This is a genomic window from Prescottella defluvii (assembly GCF_000738775.1).
Lineage (GTDB): Bacteria > Actinomycetota > Actinomycetes > Mycobacteriales > Mycobacteriaceae > Prescottella > Prescottella defluvii.
This window is the reverse complement of the sequence record NZ_JPOC01000016.1, coordinates 59,311-76,588: the sequence shown is the minus strand read 5'-3', so window position 1 is coordinate 76,588 and position 17,278 is coordinate 59,311. Positions and strand designations below refer to the sequence as shown.

The following is a 17,278-nucleotide window of genomic DNA, read 5'->3' as shown; positions in this document are numbered from 1 at the left end:
TCGGTCAGTCACCCAGCCAGAATCTCACAGTCCGCCGAGCGGTTCACCCGGTGCGCCGGAATCGAGACGCTCACCTCGCGCGCAGGTGCTCGGCGTGGGATCCTGGAGTACTCACCACCAGGAGCGCCGTCGGCACGTCGCCGAATGCCACCGTCGGTGACCGTGGACGCCGACTCGGTCCGACAATTCAGTACAGCGAATTCGGCGGAGATCCGTCCGGGTATCGTTCAAATGATTTATCTTGCCCCGGGACGTTCGTGACGTCGGACACCGAACGAAGCGGGGTTCTTTGTGCAGATTGGGAGCGACATGACTGAACTCGCGGATCGGACACACTCCGATCGCGCCGCCACGACCGCAAACGGTCAGGGCACTCGCCGCAGCACCCGCCTACCCCGGGATGCACGGCGCCTTCAGTTGCTCGCGGCCGCCAGCGAGGTCTTCGTCAGCCGCGGCTATCACGCCGCCGGGATGGACGAGATCGCCGAGTGCGCGGGAGTGAGCAAGCCGGTCTTGTACCAGCATTTCCCCGGCAAACTCGAGTTGTACGTCGCGGTGCTGCAGAGCTACGTCGACGTCCTCATCTCGGGCGTGCGGCAGGCGCTGCGGTCCACGACGGACAACCGGCAGCGTGTGCGTGCCGCGGTGCAGGCGTTCTTCGATTTCGTCGACAACGACTCCCAGGGCTTCCGACTGGTCTTCGAGTCCGACCTGATGGGTGAGCCGCAGGTGGCGCGTCGCGTCGAGCAGGCCACCGAGGCGTGCGTCGACGCGGTGTTCGATCTGGTGGCGCACGATTCCGGACTCGACCCGTATCGGGCCCGCATCCTGGCGGTCGGTCTCGTCGGAACCAGCCAGTTCACCGCCCGGTACTGGCTCGAGGCCGCGCGCCCCATCCCGAAGGAGGAAGCCGTCGACACGACGGTCGCCCTCGCCTGGGGCGGGTTGTCGCACGTGCCGCTGCACGCCGAGACCAAGTAGCCGGTACCGACACCTTCCGGTTTCACGCGAAGGGCGCGCAGTCGATGTCGACTGCGCGCCCTTCGTGTGTGTCTCGGTTCTAGCTCGTGGCGGCGAAGCCGACCTTGCGGCTGTCCGACGGGCCGATCTCCACGTAGGTGATCCGTCCCGCCTGCACCAGGAACTTGCGCCCCTTGTCGTCGACGAGCGCGAGAACACCGTCAGCCTTGCCGGCGACCGCGTCCTTCACCAGCGCCTCCACCTCTTCGGGCGACTGGGCGCTGTTCACGACTAGCTCACGCGGGCTGTCAGTTACACCGATCTTGACCTCCACGGTCAACCTCCGAACTCTCCGAGCGCTTCCAAAGCTGTCTCGGCCAGATTAATGCAGCACCACCCCGCCGAGCCCGCCGTGCCGCTGTGCTGTCAGCGAACAGTCCCCTCAGACCAGGCCCAGCACGGCCATGCGCTCGGAATGCTTGGCCTGCATGTTGTCGAAGAGCGCGGCCACTCCGTTGAGGCTGCCGGTCGCGTTCATCACCAGGTCGGTGAGGTCTTCGCGCTGGGCCAGCACGTACTGGGCCTGCGTGATGGCCTCGCCGAGCAGTCGCCGACCCCACAGCATCAGGCGGTCCTTCTCGGTCTTGCTCGACGCGACCGCGGCCCGCACTTCCTGCACGACGAACTCCGAGTGACCGACCTCGGCGAGGACCTCGCGGACGATGCCGCCGACCGCCGGATCGAGGGAATGCGCGATCTCGCGGTAGAAGTCCGCGGCGATACCGTCACCGACATAGGCCTTGACCAGGGACTCCAGCCACGTCGACGGGTCGGTGGACGCGTGGTAGGCGTCGAGGGCGCGCACGAACGGATCCATCGCCGCGTAGATCTCGAGACCGCGGTCGGTCAGTGCCGCGTGGAGGGTCTCGAAATGCGCCATCTCGGCGGCGGCCATGCTCGCGAAGGCCACCCGGCCCTGCAACGTCGGCGCCATCTGGGCATCCTCCGCGAGGCGGTAGAACGCGGAGATCTCGCCGTAGGCGAGGACCGCGAACAATTCGCCCACACCGGGGTGATCGGCGGCAATGGTCGGCACGGACGACGTGGACGAATCGGCTCCCATGACGCCACAGCCTAATCCGTGAGTGCGACTCACCATCGGCGACGGGACACGCCACGAATCGTGATCTACGCCATGCAGGTGCAAGATTCCTTCGCCTCGGCCGCTACAATTGTGACGGGAGACCGTTATTTCCGCCGCAGTTCCGCGTTTCGGAACCGATGATCCGACGTCGATTTCGTTCGCGATCCGGACCGATTCGCACGCGGCTCGGACACGGGCTCCTGTAGATAATGTGCGCGCACCTGATCGACGGCGCTCGCCGCGTCTCGCCGAGATCGAACGATCTTCGCGCTGAGACGGAGGCTGGGCCACCGCACAAGAGGGCACCGACTTAGGCCGACTTACGGCCTGGCCCCTTACCTCGTGCGTGCGTGCCGATACGAGGAAGGCCAGTTCCCTGAGCAAGATCACGATCGACCACGAAGACAGCAACCACGCCGCCACCGAGACGACGCTCTCGGCGCAGTTGGACGAGACGCACACCCCGCCCACGTTCGCCGAACTCGGCGTCCGCGACGAGATCGTCAAGGCACTCGGCGAGATCGGCATCGAGCGCACCTTCGCCATCCAGGAGCTCACGCTCCCCCTCGCCCTCGCCGGCGACGACCTCATCGGTCAGGCCCGCACCGGCATGGGCAAGACGTTCGGATTCGGCATCCCGCTCCTGCACCGCGTGTCCACCTCCGACTCCGGCACCACCCCGCTCGACGGCACCCCGCGCGCCCTCGTGATCGTGCCGACGCGCGAGCTGTGCATCCAGGTGACCGAGGACCTCGAGAACGCGGCGAAGTACCTGAAGGCCGGCAAGAAGAAGCTCGAAGTCCTGTCCATCTACGGCGGACGCCCCTACGAGCAGCAGATCGACGCGCTCCGCAAGGGCGTCGACGTCATCGTCGGCACCCCCGGACGTCTGCTCGACCTCGCCAACCAGGGTCACCTGATCCTCGGCAAGGTCGGCGTCCTGGTTCTCGACGAGGCCGACGAGATGCTCGACCTCGGCTTCCTGCCCGACATCGAGCGCATCCTCGGCATGGTTCCGGACAAGCGTCAGACGATGCTCTTCTCGGCCACCATGCCGGGCCCGATCATCACGCTCGCGCGCACGTTCCTGACGCAGCCGACGCACATCCGCGCCGAGGAGCCGGACTCGTCCGCCGTCCACGAGCGCACCACGCAGCACATCTACCGTGCGCACGCCCTCGACAAGGCCGAGATGGTCGCCCGCGTCCTGCAGGCCGACGGCCGCGGCGCGACGATGATCTTCACCCGCACCAAGCGCACCGCACAGAAGGTCGCCGACGATCTGAACGAGCGCGGCTTCAACGTCGGCGCCGTGCACGGTGACCTCGGCCAGATCGCCCGCGAGAAGGCCCTCAAGGCGTTCCGCAACGGCACCGTCGACGTTCTCGTCGCGACCGACGTCGCGGCCCGCGGCATCGACATCGACGACGTCACCCACGTCATCAACTACCAGTGCCCCGAGGACGAGAAGACCTACGTGCACCGCATCGGCCGCACCGGTCGTGCGGGTCGCACCGGTACCGCGATCACGCTGGTCGACTGGGACGACATCCCCCGCTGGCAGCTGATCGACAAGGCGCTCGACCTCGGCATCTCCGATCCGGTGGAGACGTACTCGAGCTCGCCGCACCTGTACGAGGATCTGGGCATCCCGACCGAGTCGAAGGGCACGATCCGCAAGCCGCGGGCCGAGCGCACCGAGTCGACCGACCGGCCTGCGCGCGGAGCCGCCGGCGGCGAGAAGGCCGAGAAGTCGGACGCCCCCAAGCGCACCCGTAGCCGTCGGCGCACCCGCGCCGGCCAGGCCACCGACGGGTCCGCGGCCACCACCGAGAAGTCGACCGGCAGCGGCGAGACCGCGTCGGTGGGCGCCCCCACCGCGGGACCGGCATCGGACGAGGCCGCCGCGCCCCGCCGTCGCCGTCGTCGCCGTCGCACCTCCGCGGGAGCCGACGGACAGGCAGGGTCGGAGCCGGTGAGCGTCTCGGCAGCCGCCGAGTAGGACCGAGGTAGTCTGCCACCTGTGCTGGCACCCGAGCGTCGTACCCGTCTGGACGTCGCCGTCGCCGCGATCATCGCGATCGTCGTCGCGATCGCCGCGGCGGTGATCTGGATCCGGAGCGACGCTCGGGGCACCACCTCCGTCACCTCGGATGCCCCTGTGGCAGAGGTCGATACCGTCCTGACGCCGCCGGAGTCGCTCCACGAGATCTGGCGGGCGGACAGCCCAGAGACCACCGCCCCGCTCGTCGCGACCGGTGTGGTCGCGACCGCGGAGGGCGGAACCGTCACCGGTCGCGACCGGCTGACCGGCGACGAGGTGTGGCGGTATCAGCGGAACATGCCACTGTGCGGCGCGATCGGCGCCTGGAACACCGTGGTCGCCGTCTATCGCGACCAGCGTGGCTGCAGCCAGGTCACCCAACTCGACGGGGCGACCGGCGAACGGAAGGCGCAGCGATCCAGCGACGCCGACGACGAGGTGACCCTGTCCTACGACGGCACCTACGTCGTCTCCCGCGGCTCGCAGCGGATGGAACTGTGGCGCTCGGATCTGGTGCGAACCCTCGAGTTCGGCAGGGTCGACGCGCCGATCAATCCCGGCAAGCAACCTCATCCCGGCTGCGAACTGCGCACCGCGGCGGCCGGCGGTACCCGCGTGTCCGTTCTGATGGACTGCCCCGACGAGGCCGCCGACCGGCTCAGCATCCTCGACGCGGCCCCCAAGGACAATCAGGAACCCGAGGAGTTCGGGACGGTCCTGCTCACCGGACTCGGTGCCGACTCGCCGGGCGCCCGCCTCATCGCGGCATCCGGGGACCACACCGCGATCTATCAGCCGGCCGGACCGATCAGCAGCGCCCGCTACACCGTCCACGACGGCACCGGAAACGAAACCGCGTCCTACCCGGTCCCCGGCGACGTGAGTCCCCACGCCACGGCAGCACGCAACGGGTCGGTGTTCACGTGGTGGACGGGCTCGGAACTGATCGCCCTGTCCGCCAGCGAACTCGCCCCCCGCTGGACGTTCCCCGGCGCCCTCGGGCCCGGCGCCACCATGGCGGGTTCCCTGCTGGTGCCGGTGCCCGGCGCGATCGCGGTGCTCGACCCCGCCACCGGCGTGGAGCAGCGGCGGATCCCGGTGACCCGCGACAGCGACGCGGTCCCCGTCGCGACCGCCGTCGTCGGCGACGTCGTCCTGGAACAGCGCGGCAGCGAGGTCGTCGCGCTCCGCTGACCCGCACCGATTCCCCACACCCCCGCGGGTGAAACGTGTTCTAATTTCGGAATGTCGAACATCGTCGTCACCGGCGCGGCCTCGGGCATCGGCGCCGCCACCGTCACCCTCCTCCGCAACTCCGGCCACCACGTCGTCGGAGTCGACCTGGCGGGTACGGAAATCACCGCGGACCTGTCCACCCCCGACGGGCGGACGCACGCCGCGGCCGCGGTCGTCGAGGCCACCGACGGCATCCTCGACGCCGCGGTGTGCTGCGCGGGCCGCGGGCCACTGTCGTCCTACACGGGCGGAGAGTTGGTGGCGGTCAACTACTTCGGTGTCGTCGACTTCCTGAACGAGTTGCGCCCCGTCCTCGCGCGCGCCGAACGGGCGTACGCCGTCGCCATCTCGTCGAGCAGCACCAGCACGCAGCCTGGACTCCCCGAGCACCTCGTGGCGTCCTGCCTGTCCGGGAACGAGGCCGAGGCCATCGCACTCGGCGACGAGGTCGGCGCCATCCCCGCCTACCCGGCATCCAAGCTCGCACTGGCCCGATGGGTACGCCGCGAGGCGGTGACGCAGGAGTGGATCGGTGCGGGCATCCGACTCAACGCGGTCGCTCCGGGCATGATCGACACGCCCATGACATCCGGCCCCGACCTCGACCCGGAACTGGCCAAGGCGCTGGACTTCTACCCCGTCCCGATCGGACGTCGTGGGCGTCCGGACGAGATCGCCGCACTGATCGCTTTCCTGGTCGGAGACACCGCATCGCTGCTGTGCGGCAGCGTCCTGTTCGCCGACGGCGGCACGGATGCACTGCTCCGCCAAGCCGACTGGCCGGCCGTCTGGGAACCGACTCCCGAGGATCTGACCCGCCACTTCGCGCGCTGACCTACGCTGGGGACGGAACCACCCGTCCCGACCGAGCGAGGTTGAGTGATGACCGGACCCGATCCCTCCCGCACCGCGCCCTGGCTGGCCGACTTCTATCGCGATCTGCACCGGCACCCCGAGTTGTCGTTCGCGGAGACTCGCACCGCGGACCGGGTGGCGACGAAACTCGGCGAACTGGGCATCGACACGACGTCCGGGGTCGGCGGGACCGGCGTCGTGGGCATGATCCGCAACGGTGACGGCCCCACCGCCCTGCTGCGCGCCGACATGGACGCCCTGCCGGTCGAGGAGAAGACCGGACTGCCGTACGCGAGCACGGTACGCACGACCGACGCCGACGGCAGCGAGGTCCCCGTCGCACACGCGTGCGGGCACGACATGCACGTGACCTGCCTGCTGGGTGCACTGGAAGTGCTGGTGCGCGAAAAGGATTCGTGGTCCGGCACGGTGATGGCGGTGTTCCAGCCCGGAGAGGAACTCGGCTCGGGATCGGAGCGGATGATCGACGACGGACTGTTCGAGCGGTTCGGGAAACCGGACGTCGTGCTCGGCCAGCACGTCGCGCCGTTGCCCGCCGGCATGCTCGCGGCGCACCCGGGTCCCGCGTTCGCCGGCGCCGACTCGTTGCGGGTCCTCCTGCACGGCACCGGCTCGCACGGGTCGATGCCCCAGGAGTCCGTCGACCCGGTGGTCATGGCCGCCGCGACGGTGATGCGCCTGCAGACCGTCGTCTCGCGCACCGTCGCACCCACCGACACGGTCGTGGTCACGGTCGGCGCACTCCAGGCCGGAACCAAGGCCAATGTGATTCCGGACCGCGCCGAACTGAAACTCAACATCCGCACGTACGACCCCGACGTTCGCACCCGCGTGCTCGACGCGATCACCCGCATCGTCGAGGCGGAGTCCGAGGCGTCGAATGCGCCGCGCGCACCCGAGATCTCCCCGATCGATTCGTTCCCCGTCCTGGTCAACGACGCCGACGCCGTCGCCCGGACCACGGCCGCCTTCCGCACCCGGTTCGGCGACGACAACGTGATCGACCCGGGGGCCGGGGCAGCGAGCGAGGACGTCGGAGTCTTCGCGACCGCGTCGGGCGCCCCGATCTGCTACTGGATTCTCGGCGGCGCCGACCCGGAGATCTTCGCGAAGGCCGCGGCGTCCGGCACCGCACCCGACCTGCCGCCCAACCACTCGCCCTACTACGCCCCGGTGATCGAGCCGACGATCACGATGGGCGTCTCGGCGCTGGTGACCGCCGCCAGGGAGTGGCTGGACTGACCCGATCGGGTCAGGCGGTCCCCTCGTACGACGTGAACGTCACCAGCTCGGCACCCCCGGACCAGTACGCCGAAAGGTGTTGCGCCAGTTCACGGTAAGCCTCCGCGCCCTTGTTCTTCCGGCCCGCGAGCACCGTCGAACCCGATGCCGACGCCTCCGCGAACCGCACCGTCCGCGGGATGGGCGGCGCGAGCACCGGCAGGTCGTACCGGTCCGAGACGTCGGACAGGACATCCCGGCTGTGGGTGGTGCGGGCGTCGTACAGGGTCGGCAGCGCGCCCAACAGCACGAGGCCGGGATTGGTGATCTCCTGGACCTCCGAGACGGTCCGTAGCAACTGTCCGACACCGCGGTGCGCGAGTGTCTCGCACTGCAGCGGCACCAGCACCTGCTGCGCCGCGGTCAGTCCGTTGAGGGTCAGCACGCCCAACGACGGCGGACAGTCGATGACGACCACGTCGAAGTCGTCGAGGACCGGGGCGAGGGCCCGCGCGAGCGCGAACTCGCGCCCCGGCCGCATCAACAGCAGCGCCTCCGCACCCGCGAGGTCGATCGTCGCCGGCAACAGCATCACCCCGTCGACCGTCTCGAGCAGCACGTCCCGTACCGACGCGTCCCCCGTGAGCACGTCGTGCACCGACTTCTCGAGCCGATCGGGGTTGTGCCCCAACGAGAACGTCAGACACCCCTGCGGGTCGAGGTCCACGACCAGCACCCGCCGGCCGAGGTCCACGAGCGCCGCCCCCAGTGAAGCAACCGTCGTGGTCTTGGCTACCCCACCCTTTTGATTCGCTACAGCCAGTACCGTCGTCACGGCCTAGATCCTTGCGTACTCGAGGCCCGAAGGCGAGGGTTCGGCCGCACCCGGCATGATTGGCCCATGACCTCACCCGACCGCCGGCTCGTCCTGCTGCGGCACGGCGAGACGGAATGGTCCCGGCTCGGCCGGCACACGAGCACGACCGAGGTGGTGCTGACCGAACACGGCGCGGAGCAGGCCCGCGCGGCCGGCCGGCAGCTCGCCGACCTACGACTGCGCGATCCCCTGGTCGTCACCAGCCCGCGCCGACGGGCGCACGTGACCGCTGCGTTGGCGGGGCTCACCGAGGACCGCCGGTGGGACGCCCTCACCGAATGGGACTACGGCGAACTCGAGGGCCTCACCACACCCGAGATCCGCGAACAGATTCCGCACTGGACGGTCTGGACACACCCGTGCCCGGCCGGCGAGACCCACGACATGGTGATGTCCCGCGCCGACATGGTGGTGGGCACGTGCGAGGCCACGCTCGTGGACCGCGACGTGGTGCTGGTGGGGCACGGCCACTTCTTCCGCGCACTGATCGCCCGCTGGGTCGACCTGCCGGTCGCCGAGGGACGTCGGTTCGTCCTCTCCCCCGCCGCGCACACCGTCCTCGGCTACGAACACGGCTTCCGAACGATCCTCGCCCACAACGTCACCCCGAGAGAAGAAGGTTTCCAGTGAACGCACCCACGAACGTCGGCCGGGCCGTGATCCGCCGGGCCACCCCCGACGACGTCGCGGCGATCACCGGCCTGATCTACGAACTCGCCGAGTACGAGAAGGCACGGCACGAGTGCACGGTGGTTCCGGAGCAGATCACGACGGCCCTCTTCGGTCCCGCGCCGGCCGTCTTCGCACACGTCGTCGAAATTCCGGCCGACGAAGCGAACGCGCCCGTGATCGTCGGGACGGCGCTGTGGTTCCGCAACTTCTCGACCTGGGACGGCGTGCACGGGATCTACCTGGAGGATCTGTACGTCACGCCCGAGCACCGCGGCGCCGGGTACGGCAAGGCCCTACTCGCGACCCTCGCCGACGAATGCGTGAGCCAGGGATACACCCGGCTGGCGTGGTCGGTGCTGAACTGGAACACGCCGTCGATCGGGTTCTACGAGTCGCTGGGTGCGGTGGCTCAGGACGAGTGGACGACGTACCGTCTCAGCGGCGAGGCGCTGGCCGCACTCGCCACCCGGGCGCCGTGACGGTCGGGCCCGGGAGCCGGGCCTAGTACTCGTCGGGGGCGCTGTAGCCCTCGGCCACCCACCGCGAGGTGCTGTTCCAGAACAGCAGCAGCAGGGCGGCGAGCACCACCGCGCCCAACACGATCGCCCAGAGCACGCGGTGCGACGTGAGCACGTACCACGTGACGGGCAGCAACAGCAGCTGGGTCATGACGCCGATCGTGCGGCCCCAGCGGTGACCGAGGAACAGCCCGATGCCCGCCGCCAGGACGGCACCACCGAGAATCGCGAACCAGGCGGCCGTGCCGTAACCGCTGGTCATGCTCTGGTCGGCACCGAGCAGGCCACGGATGATCAGGGTGAGGGCGACACCGACTGCGGCACCGCCCTCGAGCGCCACCAGGGCGCCTGCCCCACGGACAGTGCTGGGAATCGGAGTGGGCGCAGACTGGTTCGACACGCAGCCAGCCTAGAACACCCGCGTGATCCGGCTAGGCTGATGCCCCGTGCGTGCGCTGCTGATCGTCAACCCCAACGCCACCTCGACCACGCCCGCGGGGCGCGACCTCCTCGCGCACGCGCTGTCGAGCCGAGTGCGGTTGACGGTGGCGCACACCACGCACCGCGGTCACGCCGCGGAACTGGCCGCGCAGGCCCGCACCGACGGCATTGCGCTGATCATCGTGCACGGCGGCGACGGCACCGTGAACGAGGTCGTCAACGGACTGCTCGGTGCACCTCATCCCCGGACCATGCGGTCCGTCCCCATCGGTCCCATCCCGCTGATCGCCGTCGTCCCGGGAGGCTCGGCGAACGTGTTCGCCCGGTCACTGGGCATCGCTCCGGATCCGGTGGACGCGACGAACCAGCTGATCGATCTGCTCGCACGGCGCGCCCGGCGAACCATCGGCCTGGGGCACTGCGACAACCGCTGGTTCACCTTCAATGCGGGAATGGGCCTCGACGCCCAGGTGTGCGAAGCCGTGGACAACGGCCGGACGAACGGACAAGCCGTGACACCCGGGCGCTACGTCCGGCACGCCATCCGCGCGTTCTTCCGCGCCAAGCGTGAGGAACCGACGCTCACGGTCGAACTCCCCGATCAGGAGCCCATCGACGGCGTGCACTACGCGTTCGTGTCGAACTCGACTCCGTGGACCTACTTGAACAGCCGCGAAGTGCACACGAACCCCGGCACGAGCTTCGAAGCCGGCCTCGGACTCTTCGCGATGAGAACAATGGGCGTCCTTGCCAGCTTGCGCGTCGTTCGTCAACTACTTTCGGCGGGATTATCGCCTAAATCACATTCATTGATTCGATTCGACGATGTGCCGCAAATCCGTATCCGCGCTTCCGCACCGATCGGCCTCCAAATGGACGGCGACTATATCGGCATGCGAAGCGACGTGACATTCGTCGCGGTCGCCGATGCTCTCGAGGTCGTCGCACCGCAGGCGCGCTGACTCCAGCGCCGTCCCGACCACCCCCAGACGCCGTATCGAACGCCCGACCGGGGGCGATCAGCGGCCGATCCGCCCCTCCTCCGTCACGATCAGGGACTGAAATGCCCTGATGGGGTGCGCATCGCCGCAGGTGGGTGTACAAAGGGACACGAAGTCACCCAGGGCAGCCTTACCAAGTGAGCTTCCCCACGGTGTAGTCGATATCTATTGACTTCCCCCGTGTTCGTGAAAGCATTCACAAGTAACAGTGCTGAAACAACCAAGTAAGCACCCATGAACTTGTAAATACATTACGGTGCACGGCGCACCCAGTTAAGGAGTAGAAGGATGGACTGGCGCCACAACGCAATCTGTCGCGACGAGGATCCCGAACTGTTCTTCCCGGTGGGAAACAGTGGCCCGGCCCTCGCGCAGATTGCTGATGCCAAGGTGGTGTGCAACCGGTGCCCCGTGACCGCGGAGTGCCTGTCCTGGGCCCTCGAGTCCGGCCAGGACGCGGGCGTCTGGGGCGGTATGAGCGAGGACGAGCGTCGCGCACTCAAGCGCCGCAACGCCCGCACCCGCGCGCGCACTGCAGTCTAGTCTCGATCGACGACGAAGGCCCGGCACCTACGAGGTGCCGGGCCTTCGTCGTTCGTGATCCGAACGTAGTACCCACCGACAGGCCGGCGAAGTCGAACGTCAGAGGCGCTGTGCCCGACGCCCCAACGGCACCCGGAGCACCGCGTCGGTGCCGCCGCCAGGGGACGGATGCAGTCCCAGCGATCCACCCAACTCGGTGTCCACCAGCGTGCGCACGATCTGCAGGCCCAGCCGATCGGACTTCTCCAGGCTGAATCCGCTGGGCAGACCCCGACCGTCATCGTGGATCACCACATCGAGCCAGCGGGCCGACCGGTCCGCGCGCAGGAAGACCGTGCCCGGCGTACCCGGATCGAAAGCGTGCTCGATGGCGTTCTGCACCAGTTCGGTCAGCACCATCACGAGCGGGGTGGCGCGTTCCGCCGAGAACACCCCGAGACTGCCCTCCCGTTTGATCTGGATGGGCATGTTGACCGACGCGACGTCGGCGAGGATCGGCACGAGTCGGTCGACGACCTCGTCGAGGTCGACTTCCTCGTCGACCGACATCGACAGCGTCTCGTGGACCAGCGCGATCGACGTCACCCGGCGGACCGACTCGCTGAGCGCCTGCCGCGCCTCCTCGTTGTCGGTGCGGCGGGCCTGCAGACGCAGCAGGGCCGCGACGGTCTGCAGGTTGTTCTTCACCCGGTGGTGGATCTCGCGGATCGTCGCGTCCTTGCTGAGCAGAGCGCGATCGCGACGCTTGACCTCGGTGACGTCGCGGATCACGACGGCGGCACCCACCACCCTGCCGTGCGGCTTGAGAACCAGTGCGCGCAGCAGCACGATCGCGCCGCGGGCCTCGATCTCCATCCGGTGTCCGAGACGGCCGGCCAGCGTTCCGCTGATGTAGTCGGCCGCCTCCTGCGAATCGAAGGGGTCGGTGATGAGCGAACGGGTCGTCGACGCCAGATCCTGCCCGTTGAGGTCGCTGTTCAAACCCATCCGGTGGTAGGCGGACAACGCATTCGGGCTCGCGTACACCACGCGCCCCTCGGGATCGAGCCGGATGAAGCCGTCGCCCGCGCGGGGACTCGAATTGGTGTCCGAGCGCGTCTCCGGGTTCGGGAACGTTCCCTCGCTGATCATCTGGCACAGGTCCGCGGCACAGTCCAGGTACGCGATCTCGAGCGGACTCTGCGCCCGCTGCTGCGCAAGGTTGGTGTCCCGGCTGAGGACTGCGATCACCTCGCCGTCACAGCGCACCGGCACCGCTTCCCGCCGCAGGGGGGTGCCGCCGTGCCACGAGTGGTCGACCTCGGTGACGATCTCACCGTCGACGAGCGCCTTGAGAACCTGGGGATGCTCGGACTCGGAGACCACGGACCCGACCGCGTCGTCCGGGAAGGCAGTCGACGCCGTCGTGGGACGGCACTGCGCCACGCACACGACGGTGCCCGGTCCCGCGTCCGCGGAGCCACCGTGGTCGTCGGGCCGCTCGGTCGCCACCCACAGCAGGACGTCGGCGAAGGACAGATCCGCGAGTAGCTGCCATTCGCCCACCACCTGCTGCAGGTGATCGACCGCGCTGCCGGGAAGATCAGTGTGCTCGGCGAGCAGGTCGCTCAGTGTCGACATGTGCCAGGCTCCGATCCGCGTCTCCGTATCAGCTGACGGTGGGTCAGCCGATGGTGGCGATCAAGTCGCCCTGCTGGATGACATCGCCGACCTTCACGTCGACCGACGTCACCTTGCCGGCCACCTCGGCCAGGACGGGAATCTCCATCTTCATGGACTCGAGAATCACGAGGGTGTCGCCCTCGGTCACCTCTTCGCCTGCACTGACAACGACCTGGTAGACGGTCGAAACCATTTCGGCGCGCACATCTTCTGCCACCTGGCACCTCACTGTTCGTGGACGGTCGCGGACCAGCCAATGGAACCACAGCCAATCACACGTGAAACACTAGGACGAACTCGAGTTCGAACAGAGAAGGAGCTACTCATGGGTAAGCGTGGTCGTAAGAAGCGCAGTCGTAAGGGCAGTGCCGCCAACCACGGCAAGCGTCCCAACGCCTGAGACGCGTTGACAGACGGTCAGGGGCCGGCAAGCACACCGCTTGCCGGCCCCTGATCCGTTTCCGGGATCCGCCCCGGTCGGGGGTCTAGTCGTCCGCCTCGCGGTCGCCGACGAGTTCGGCCGTGGTGACGATCACGGTGCGACGGATCTCGAACGACAGCCTTTCCCGCAGGCCGTCCGGGGCGTGCTCGCCCCCACACTTGCGGCCGATCAGGCTCTTGACCTTCTCCTCGATGCCGTACGCCTCGAAGCACGCGCCGCAGTTCTCCAGATGCCGCTGGATCCGCGCCCGCGAGTTCTCGTCGCACTCGCTGTCGAGCAGCAACCACACATCCGCGATCACCGCCGAGCAGTCCAACTGCTCGAATTCGTTCTCGCCGCTCACCGAGTAACCTCCTGCTCCGCTGTTCCGCTGCGCCCGGCGCGGTTGAATCCACGTTCACGAGCGACGTCCGCGAGGAGGCCCCGCAACTGCTTGCGCCCGCGGTGCAAGCGCGACATCACGGTTCCGATCGGCGTGCCCATGATCTCCGCGATCTCCTTGTACGGGAATCCCTCGACGTCGGCGTAGTACACCGCCATGCGGAATTCCTCGGGAAGTTCCTGTAGTGCCGCCTTGATGTCGTCGTCGGGCAGCGCGTCGAGCGCCTCGACTTCCGCCGACCGCAGACCCGTCGACGTGTGCTCGGCCGTCGCGGCGAGCTGCCAGTCGGTGATCTCGTCGGTCGGGTACTGCGCCGGCTGGCGCTGCTTCTTGCGGTAGGAGTTGATGTAGGTGTTGGTCAGGATCCGGTACAGCCAGGCCTTGAGGTTCGTTCCCGCCTTGAAGGAACGGAACGCCGAGTAGGCCTTGATGTAGGTCTCCTGGACCAGGTCCTCCGCATCGGCCGGGTTGCGCGTCATGCGCAGCGCGGCACCGTACAGCTGATCGAGGAGCGGAAGAGCGTCACGCTCGAACCGCGCCGTCAGCTGCTCGTCGGTCTCCGGCCTGTCACCCGCGGGGTCCTCCCCCGGTTCGTGGTCGCCTCGCACACCGATCCCTTCGCTTGCCGTAGGGATCAAGGCTACCGCCGCCACCGACTCGTCCACCGGACGAACACGTTCGGGACACAACACCGTCACGCCACCACTTCCCTTCACCACAGGCCTGCGGCAGTGTTCAACAGTCCCCGGGCGTCCGGTGTTCCCGGTGGCCTCAGCACCCATTCCTTCCGCACCGACGCGGGTTCCCGCGCCTGCACGGCGAGAGTGGGCGCTGAGGCCGACCGGTGAGCACCGCTACTAAGGTCTCGAGTCATGGCCGGAACCTCGACACCCGCGACGAAACTCCTCGACAAGGAGAAGGTGACGCACCGTGTCCACTCCTACGACCACGACGCCCGCGCCGCGTCGTTCGGCGACGAGGCCGTCGATTCGCTCGCCGGCCATCTCGGGGTGGAGCCCGCGCAGATCTTCAAGACCCTCGTGATCAAGACGGACGCGGGCAAGCTCGCGGTCGCGGTGCTGCCCGTGCCCTCGAAGCTGTCGCTGAAGGCGGCCGCCGCGGCGGTGGGCGCAGGCAAGGCCGTCATGGCCCCGCAGTCCGACGCCGAACGCTCCACCGGCTACGTCCTCGGCGGCATCTCCCCGCTCGGGCAGCGCAAGCGGCTGCCGACGGTGATCGACGCGTCGGCGCTGACCTGGGACCGGGTGCTGTGCAGTGCGGGCCGTCGCGGTCTCGAGATCGAGGTCGCGCCGCAGGACCTGGTCCGGCTGGCGGGTGCGGTGGTCGCCGAGATCACCGCCGGCTGAGGAATGCGCCGTCCGCGCGCCGTGTTCCATCCATGACCTGTATCGACGAACGAAAGCCGGTGTCCACGTGACGGCCCCTCTCTCCCTTCCCCTCTCGATCCTCGACCTCGCCCACATCGGCACGGACGAGACTGCGGGAGACAGCTTCCGGGCCAGCGTCGAGATGGCGCGGAACGCGGAGCGGTGGGGCTACAGCCGGATCTGGTACGCCGAGCACCACAACATGCCGGCGATCGCGTCGTCGGCGACCAGCGTGCTGATCGCGCACGTCGCCGCGCACACCGAACGGATCCGGCTCGGCGCGGGCGGCATCATGCTGCCCAACCATGCGCCGCTGACCATCGCCGAACAGTTCGGCACCCTCGCCGAACTGCACCCCGGCCGCATCGACCTGGGCCTGGGCAGGGCGCCGGGCAGCGACCAGCAGACGATGCGGGCGTTGCGCCGCGACCCGAGCTCGGCGGAGTCGTTCCCGCAGGACGTGCTCGAGTTGCAGGGATATCTGACCGGGCCGTCCCGGGTTCCGGGCATCGAGGCGACCCCCGGCAAGGGCACCGACGTGCCGCTCTACATTCTCGGTTCGTCGCTGTTCGGCGCCCGGCTCGCGGCCGCGCTGGGCCTGCCGTACGCGTTCGCGTCGCACTTCGCGCCGAACGCGCTGATGGACGCGATCGCGATCTACCGGCGCGAGTTCCGGCCGTCGGCGCAGCTGTCCGAACCGCACGTGATCGCCGCGGTCAACGTGATCGCCGCGGACACCGACGACGAGGCGCAGCGGCTGTTCCTCGAAACCAAGCGCAAGCGGGTCGGGCTGTTCGTCGGCCGGGGCCGGACGTTCACGTCGGAGGAGGCCGACATGATCCTCGACTCACCCGCCGGTCAGCAGGTCCTCGCGATGGTCCGCTACTCCGCGGTCGGCACCCCGGACGTCGTCCACGACTACCTGCGCCGGTTCGCCGAGCAGACGGGCGCGGACGAGTTGATGGTGGTCTCCTCGGCCACCGACCGCGCCGCGTGGATGCGCTCGCTGGAACTGGTCGCCGAGGTCACCGATCTGGCGTCGCGGCAGCCGGTCACAGCAGGCTGATCTGCTCCCCATCCCGGTCGCCGGAATCGGGTTCGAGCAGGTCCGGACCATTGTTGCGAACACTGTTGACCTTGGTCGACACCCGCCGGACCTCGACGGCCGCGACGGACTCGAGGTCCGGAACGATCAGGTCCGGGTGGCCGAGACTGTCCGGATCCAGCCACGCGTCCCAGCGGTCGGGCGGCAGGATCAGCGGCATCCGGTCGTGGACGTTCGCCAACCGGTCGACCGAGTCGGCGGTGAGGATCGTGGTGGACAGCAGCGGCGGCGACGCCGGGGCCTTCGGGTCGTGCCACACCGACCACAGGCCGGCCATGAACAGCCGCTGCCCGTCGCCGCGCGACATGTAGTACGGCACCTTCACCGCCTTGCCGTCCGGCGTCGGCTCGGTCTGCCACTCGTACCAGCCGTCCATCGGCACCAGGCAGCGCTTGAACCGCAGCGACGTCCGGAACGCGGGCTTGGTGGCGACGGTCTCGGAGCGGGCGTTGAACAGGGGCGCGCCCTTGCCCGGTTCCGTCGCGTACGACGGCACCAGCCCCCACCGCATGCGGCGGATCCGCCGGGCCGCCGCACCGTCGGGGTCGTCGCGGTCGTGCCGGGCGACGACGGTGAGCACCTGCGTCGTGGGTGCGACGTTGTAGTCGGCGGACCCGGTGCCGTGCGACGTCCCGGCATCCCCGGTCTCGTCGATCGCGTCGAGTTCCGCCGCGAGCGTCGCCGGGTTCGCCGTCGTCGCGTACCTGCCGCACATGCCTGCCGCACTCCTCGTCGTCCGGACGCCGTCGGATGTGACCGTCCGCTC

21 protein-coding genes are annotated in these 17,278 nt (G+C 68.7%); 12 read left to right on the top strand and 9 right to left on the bottom strand.

Going from position 1 to position 17,278, the window contains the following annotated elements:
• The first annotated feature begins 309 nt into the window (after positions 1-309).
• A complete protein-coding gene (locus IJ15_RS0105910) occupies positions 310-981 on the top strand; it encodes a TetR/AcrR family transcriptional regulator (protein WP_031937420.1) in 672 nt (223 codons plus the stop codon).
• Between the two features lie 79 nt (positions 982-1,060).
• Here IJ15_RS0105910 and IJ15_RS0105905 read toward each other — a convergent pair whose 3' ends face one another.
• Together IJ15_RS0105905 and IJ15_RS0105900 are read right to left on the bottom strand one after the other, a co-directional pair.
• The gene (locus IJ15_RS0105905; protein ID WP_197059763.1) at positions 1,061-1,294 is read right to left on the bottom strand and encodes a DUF3107 domain-containing protein; all 234 of its coding nucleotides are present in this window, start codon (positions 1,292-1,294) and stop codon (positions 1,061-1,063) included.
• 108 nt (positions 1,295-1,402) lie between these two features.
• On the bottom strand, positions 1,403-2,083 hold the full coding sequence (locus IJ15_RS0105900) for a ferritin-like fold-containing protein (RefSeq protein ID WP_031937418.1): 681 nt from the start codon (positions 2,081-2,083) through the stop codon (positions 1,403-1,405).
• Between the two features lie 367 nt (positions 2,084-2,450).
• Here IJ15_RS0105900 and IJ15_RS0105895 point away from each other — a divergent pair, with 367 nt between their 5' ends.
• From IJ15_RS0105895 to IJ15_RS0105880, 4 genes are read left to right on the top strand one after another with little or no spacing between them, the layout of a single operon-like run.
• Positions 2,451-4,106, top strand: coding sequence for a DEAD/DEAH box helicase (locus IJ15_RS0105895; RefSeq protein ID WP_031937417.1), 1,656 nt, complete (start codon positions 2,451-2,453; stop codon positions 4,104-4,106).
• A gap of 21 nt (positions 4,107-4,127) precedes the next feature.
• Entirely contained in the window at positions 4,128-5,342 is a 1,215-nt protein-coding gene (locus IJ15_RS0105890) for an Rv3212 family protein (RefSeq protein ID WP_031937416.1), read from the top strand.
• 51 nt (positions 5,343-5,393) lie between these two features.
• On the top strand, positions 5,394-6,218 hold the full coding sequence (locus IJ15_RS0105885) for an SDR family oxidoreductase (RefSeq protein ID WP_031937415.1): 825 nt from the start codon (positions 5,394-5,396) through the stop codon (positions 6,216-6,218).
• A 48-nt stretch (positions 6,219-6,266) separates the two neighbouring features.
• Entirely contained in the window at positions 6,267-7,502 is a 1,236-nt protein-coding gene (locus IJ15_RS0105880) for an amidohydrolase (RefSeq protein WP_031937414.1), read from the top strand.
• Positions 7,503-7,512: 10 nt separating this feature from the next.
• Here IJ15_RS0105880 and IJ15_RS0105875 read toward each other — a convergent pair whose 3' ends face one another.
• The gene (locus tag IJ15_RS0105875) at positions 7,513-8,316 is read right to left on the bottom strand and encodes a ParA family protein (RefSeq protein WP_031937413.1); all 804 of its coding nucleotides are present in this window, start codon (positions 8,314-8,316) and stop codon (positions 7,513-7,515) included.
• A 66-nt stretch (positions 8,317-8,382) separates the two neighbouring features.
• On the opposite strand from IJ15_RS0105875, the gene IJ15_RS0105870 reads away from it, so the two are divergent.
• Entirely contained in the window at positions 8,383-8,988 is a 606-nt protein-coding gene (locus IJ15_RS0105870; RefSeq protein WP_031937412.1) for an acid phosphatase, read from the top strand.
• Positions 8,989-9,014: 26 nt separating this feature from the next.
• Positions 9,015-9,509, top strand: coding sequence for a GNAT family N-acetyltransferase (locus IJ15_RS0105865; protein ID WP_031937411.1), 495 nt, complete (start codon positions 9,015-9,017; stop codon positions 9,507-9,509).
• Positions 9,510-9,531: 22 nt separating this feature from the next.
• Here IJ15_RS0105865 and IJ15_RS0105860 read toward each other — a convergent pair whose 3' ends face one another.
• Positions 9,532-9,948 (bottom strand): hypothetical protein, encoded by a 417-nt coding sequence (locus IJ15_RS0105860; protein ID WP_031937410.1) that lies wholly within the window; start codon positions 9,946-9,948, stop codon positions 9,532-9,534.
• A gap of 46 nt (positions 9,949-9,994) precedes the next feature.
• On the opposite strand from IJ15_RS0105860, the gene IJ15_RS0105855 reads away from it, so the two are divergent.
• Together IJ15_RS0105855 and IJ15_RS0105850 are read left to right on the top strand one after the other, a co-directional pair.
• The gene (locus IJ15_RS0105855) at positions 9,995-10,951 is read left to right on the top strand and encodes a diacylglycerol/lipid kinase family protein (protein WP_031937409.1); all 957 of its coding nucleotides are present in this window, start codon (positions 9,995-9,997) and stop codon (positions 10,949-10,951) included.
• Between the two features lie 327 nt (positions 10,952-11,278).
• The gene (locus IJ15_RS0105850) at positions 11,279-11,533 is read left to right on the top strand and encodes a WhiB family transcriptional regulator (RefSeq protein WP_031937408.1); all 255 of its coding nucleotides are present in this window, start codon (positions 11,279-11,281) and stop codon (positions 11,531-11,533) included.
• A gap of 99 nt (positions 11,534-11,632) precedes the next feature.
• On the opposite strand, the gene IJ15_RS0105845 is transcribed toward IJ15_RS0105850, so the two are convergent.
• Both IJ15_RS0105845 and IJ15_RS0105840 read right to left on the bottom strand, forming a co-directional pair.
• The gene (locus IJ15_RS0105845; RefSeq protein ID WP_031937407.1) at positions 11,633-13,153 is read right to left on the bottom strand and encodes a sensor histidine kinase; all 1,521 of its coding nucleotides are present in this window, start codon (positions 13,151-13,153) and stop codon (positions 11,633-11,635) included.
• Positions 13,154-13,196: 43 nt separating this feature from the next.
• Positions 13,197-13,448 carry a biotin/lipoyl-binding carrier protein gene (locus IJ15_RS0105840; protein ID WP_156112030.1) on the bottom strand — a complete coding sequence of 84 codons (252 nt, stop codon included), beginning with the start codon at positions 13,446-13,448 and terminating at the stop codon, positions 13,197-13,199.
• Between the two features lie 72 nt (positions 13,449-13,520).
• On the opposite strand from IJ15_RS0105840, the gene IJ15_RS27045 reads away from it, so the two are divergent.
• Positions 13,521-13,595, top strand: coding sequence for a 50S ribosomal protein bL37 (locus IJ15_RS27045; RefSeq protein ID WP_095887907.1), 75 nt, complete (start codon positions 13,521-13,523; stop codon positions 13,593-13,595).
• Positions 13,596-13,680: 85 nt separating this feature from the next.
• On the opposite strand, the gene rsrA is transcribed toward IJ15_RS27045, so the two are convergent.
• Positions 13,681-13,980 carry a mycothiol system anti-sigma-R factor gene (gene rsrA, locus IJ15_RS0105835; protein ID WP_031937405.1) on the bottom strand — a complete coding sequence of 100 codons (300 nt, stop codon included), beginning with the start codon at positions 13,978-13,980 and terminating at the stop codon, positions 13,681-13,683.
• Complete coding sequence (locus IJ15_RS0105830) at positions 13,977-14,633, bottom strand: sigma-70 family RNA polymerase sigma factor (protein WP_051918546.1); 657 nt, start codon at positions 14,631-14,633, stop codon at positions 13,977-13,979. Before IJ15_RS0105830 ends, rsrA begins: the two co-directional genes overlap by 4 nt.
• A gap of 258 nt (positions 14,634-14,891) precedes the next feature.
• On the opposite strand from IJ15_RS0105830, the gene ybaK reads away from it, so the two are divergent.
• Positions 14,892-15,386, top strand: a complete 495-nt coding sequence (ybaK, locus tag IJ15_RS0105825; RefSeq protein ID WP_031937403.1) for a Cys-tRNA(Pro) deacylase — start codon at positions 14,892-14,894, stop codon at positions 15,384-15,386.
• A 67-nt stretch (positions 15,387-15,453) separates the two neighbouring features.
• A complete protein-coding gene (locus tag IJ15_RS0105820) occupies positions 15,454-16,473 on the top strand; it encodes an LLM class flavin-dependent oxidoreductase (protein ID WP_031937402.1) in 1,020 nt (339 codons plus the stop codon).
• Here the strand turns inward: IJ15_RS0105820 and IJ15_RS0105815 are convergent.
• Positions 16,460-17,227, bottom strand: a complete 768-nt coding sequence (locus IJ15_RS0105815; protein ID WP_031937401.1) for an SOS response-associated peptidase — start codon at positions 17,225-17,227, stop codon at positions 16,460-16,462. The genes IJ15_RS0105820 and IJ15_RS0105815 overlap by 14 nt on opposite strands.
• Between the last annotated feature and the right edge of the window lie 51 nt (positions 17,228-17,278).

Excerpts from the sequence above, each read along its gene's own strand:
- IJ15_RS0105910 (WP_031937420.1), top strand. The coding sequence starts at position 310 with ATGACTGAACTCGCGGATCGGACACACTCCGATCGCGCCGCCACGACC.
- IJ15_RS0105900 (WP_031937418.1), bottom strand. The coding sequence starts at position 2,083 with ATGGGAGCCGATTCGTCCACGTCGTCCGTGCCGACCATTGCCGCCGAT.
- IJ15_RS0105885 (WP_031937415.1), top strand. The coding sequence starts at position 5,394 with ATGTCGAACATCGTCGTCACCGGCGCGGCCTCGGGCATCGGCGCCGCC.
- IJ15_RS0105880 (WP_031937414.1), top strand. The coding sequence starts at position 6,267 with ATGACCGGACCCGATCCCTCCCGCACCGCGCCCTGGCTGGCCGACTTC.
- IJ15_RS0105870 (WP_031937412.1), top strand. The coding sequence starts at position 8,383 with ATGACCTCACCCGACCGCCGGCTCGTCCTGCTGCGGCACGGCGAGACG.
- IJ15_RS0105850 (WP_031937408.1), top strand. The coding sequence starts at position 11,279 with ATGGACTGGCGCCACAACGCAATCTGTCGCGACGAGGATCCCGAACTG.
- IJ15_RS0105845 (WP_031937407.1), bottom strand. The coding sequence starts at position 13,153 with ATGTCGACACTGAGCGACCTGCTCGCCGAGCACACTGATCTTCCCGGC.
- ybaK (WP_031937403.1), top strand. The coding sequence starts at position 14,892 with ATGGCCGGAACCTCGACACCCGCGACGAAACTCCTCGACAAGGAGAAG.
- IJ15_RS0105815 (WP_031937401.1), bottom strand. The coding sequence starts at position 17,227 with ATGTGCGGCAGGTACGCGACGACGGCGAACCCGGCGACGCTCGCGGCG.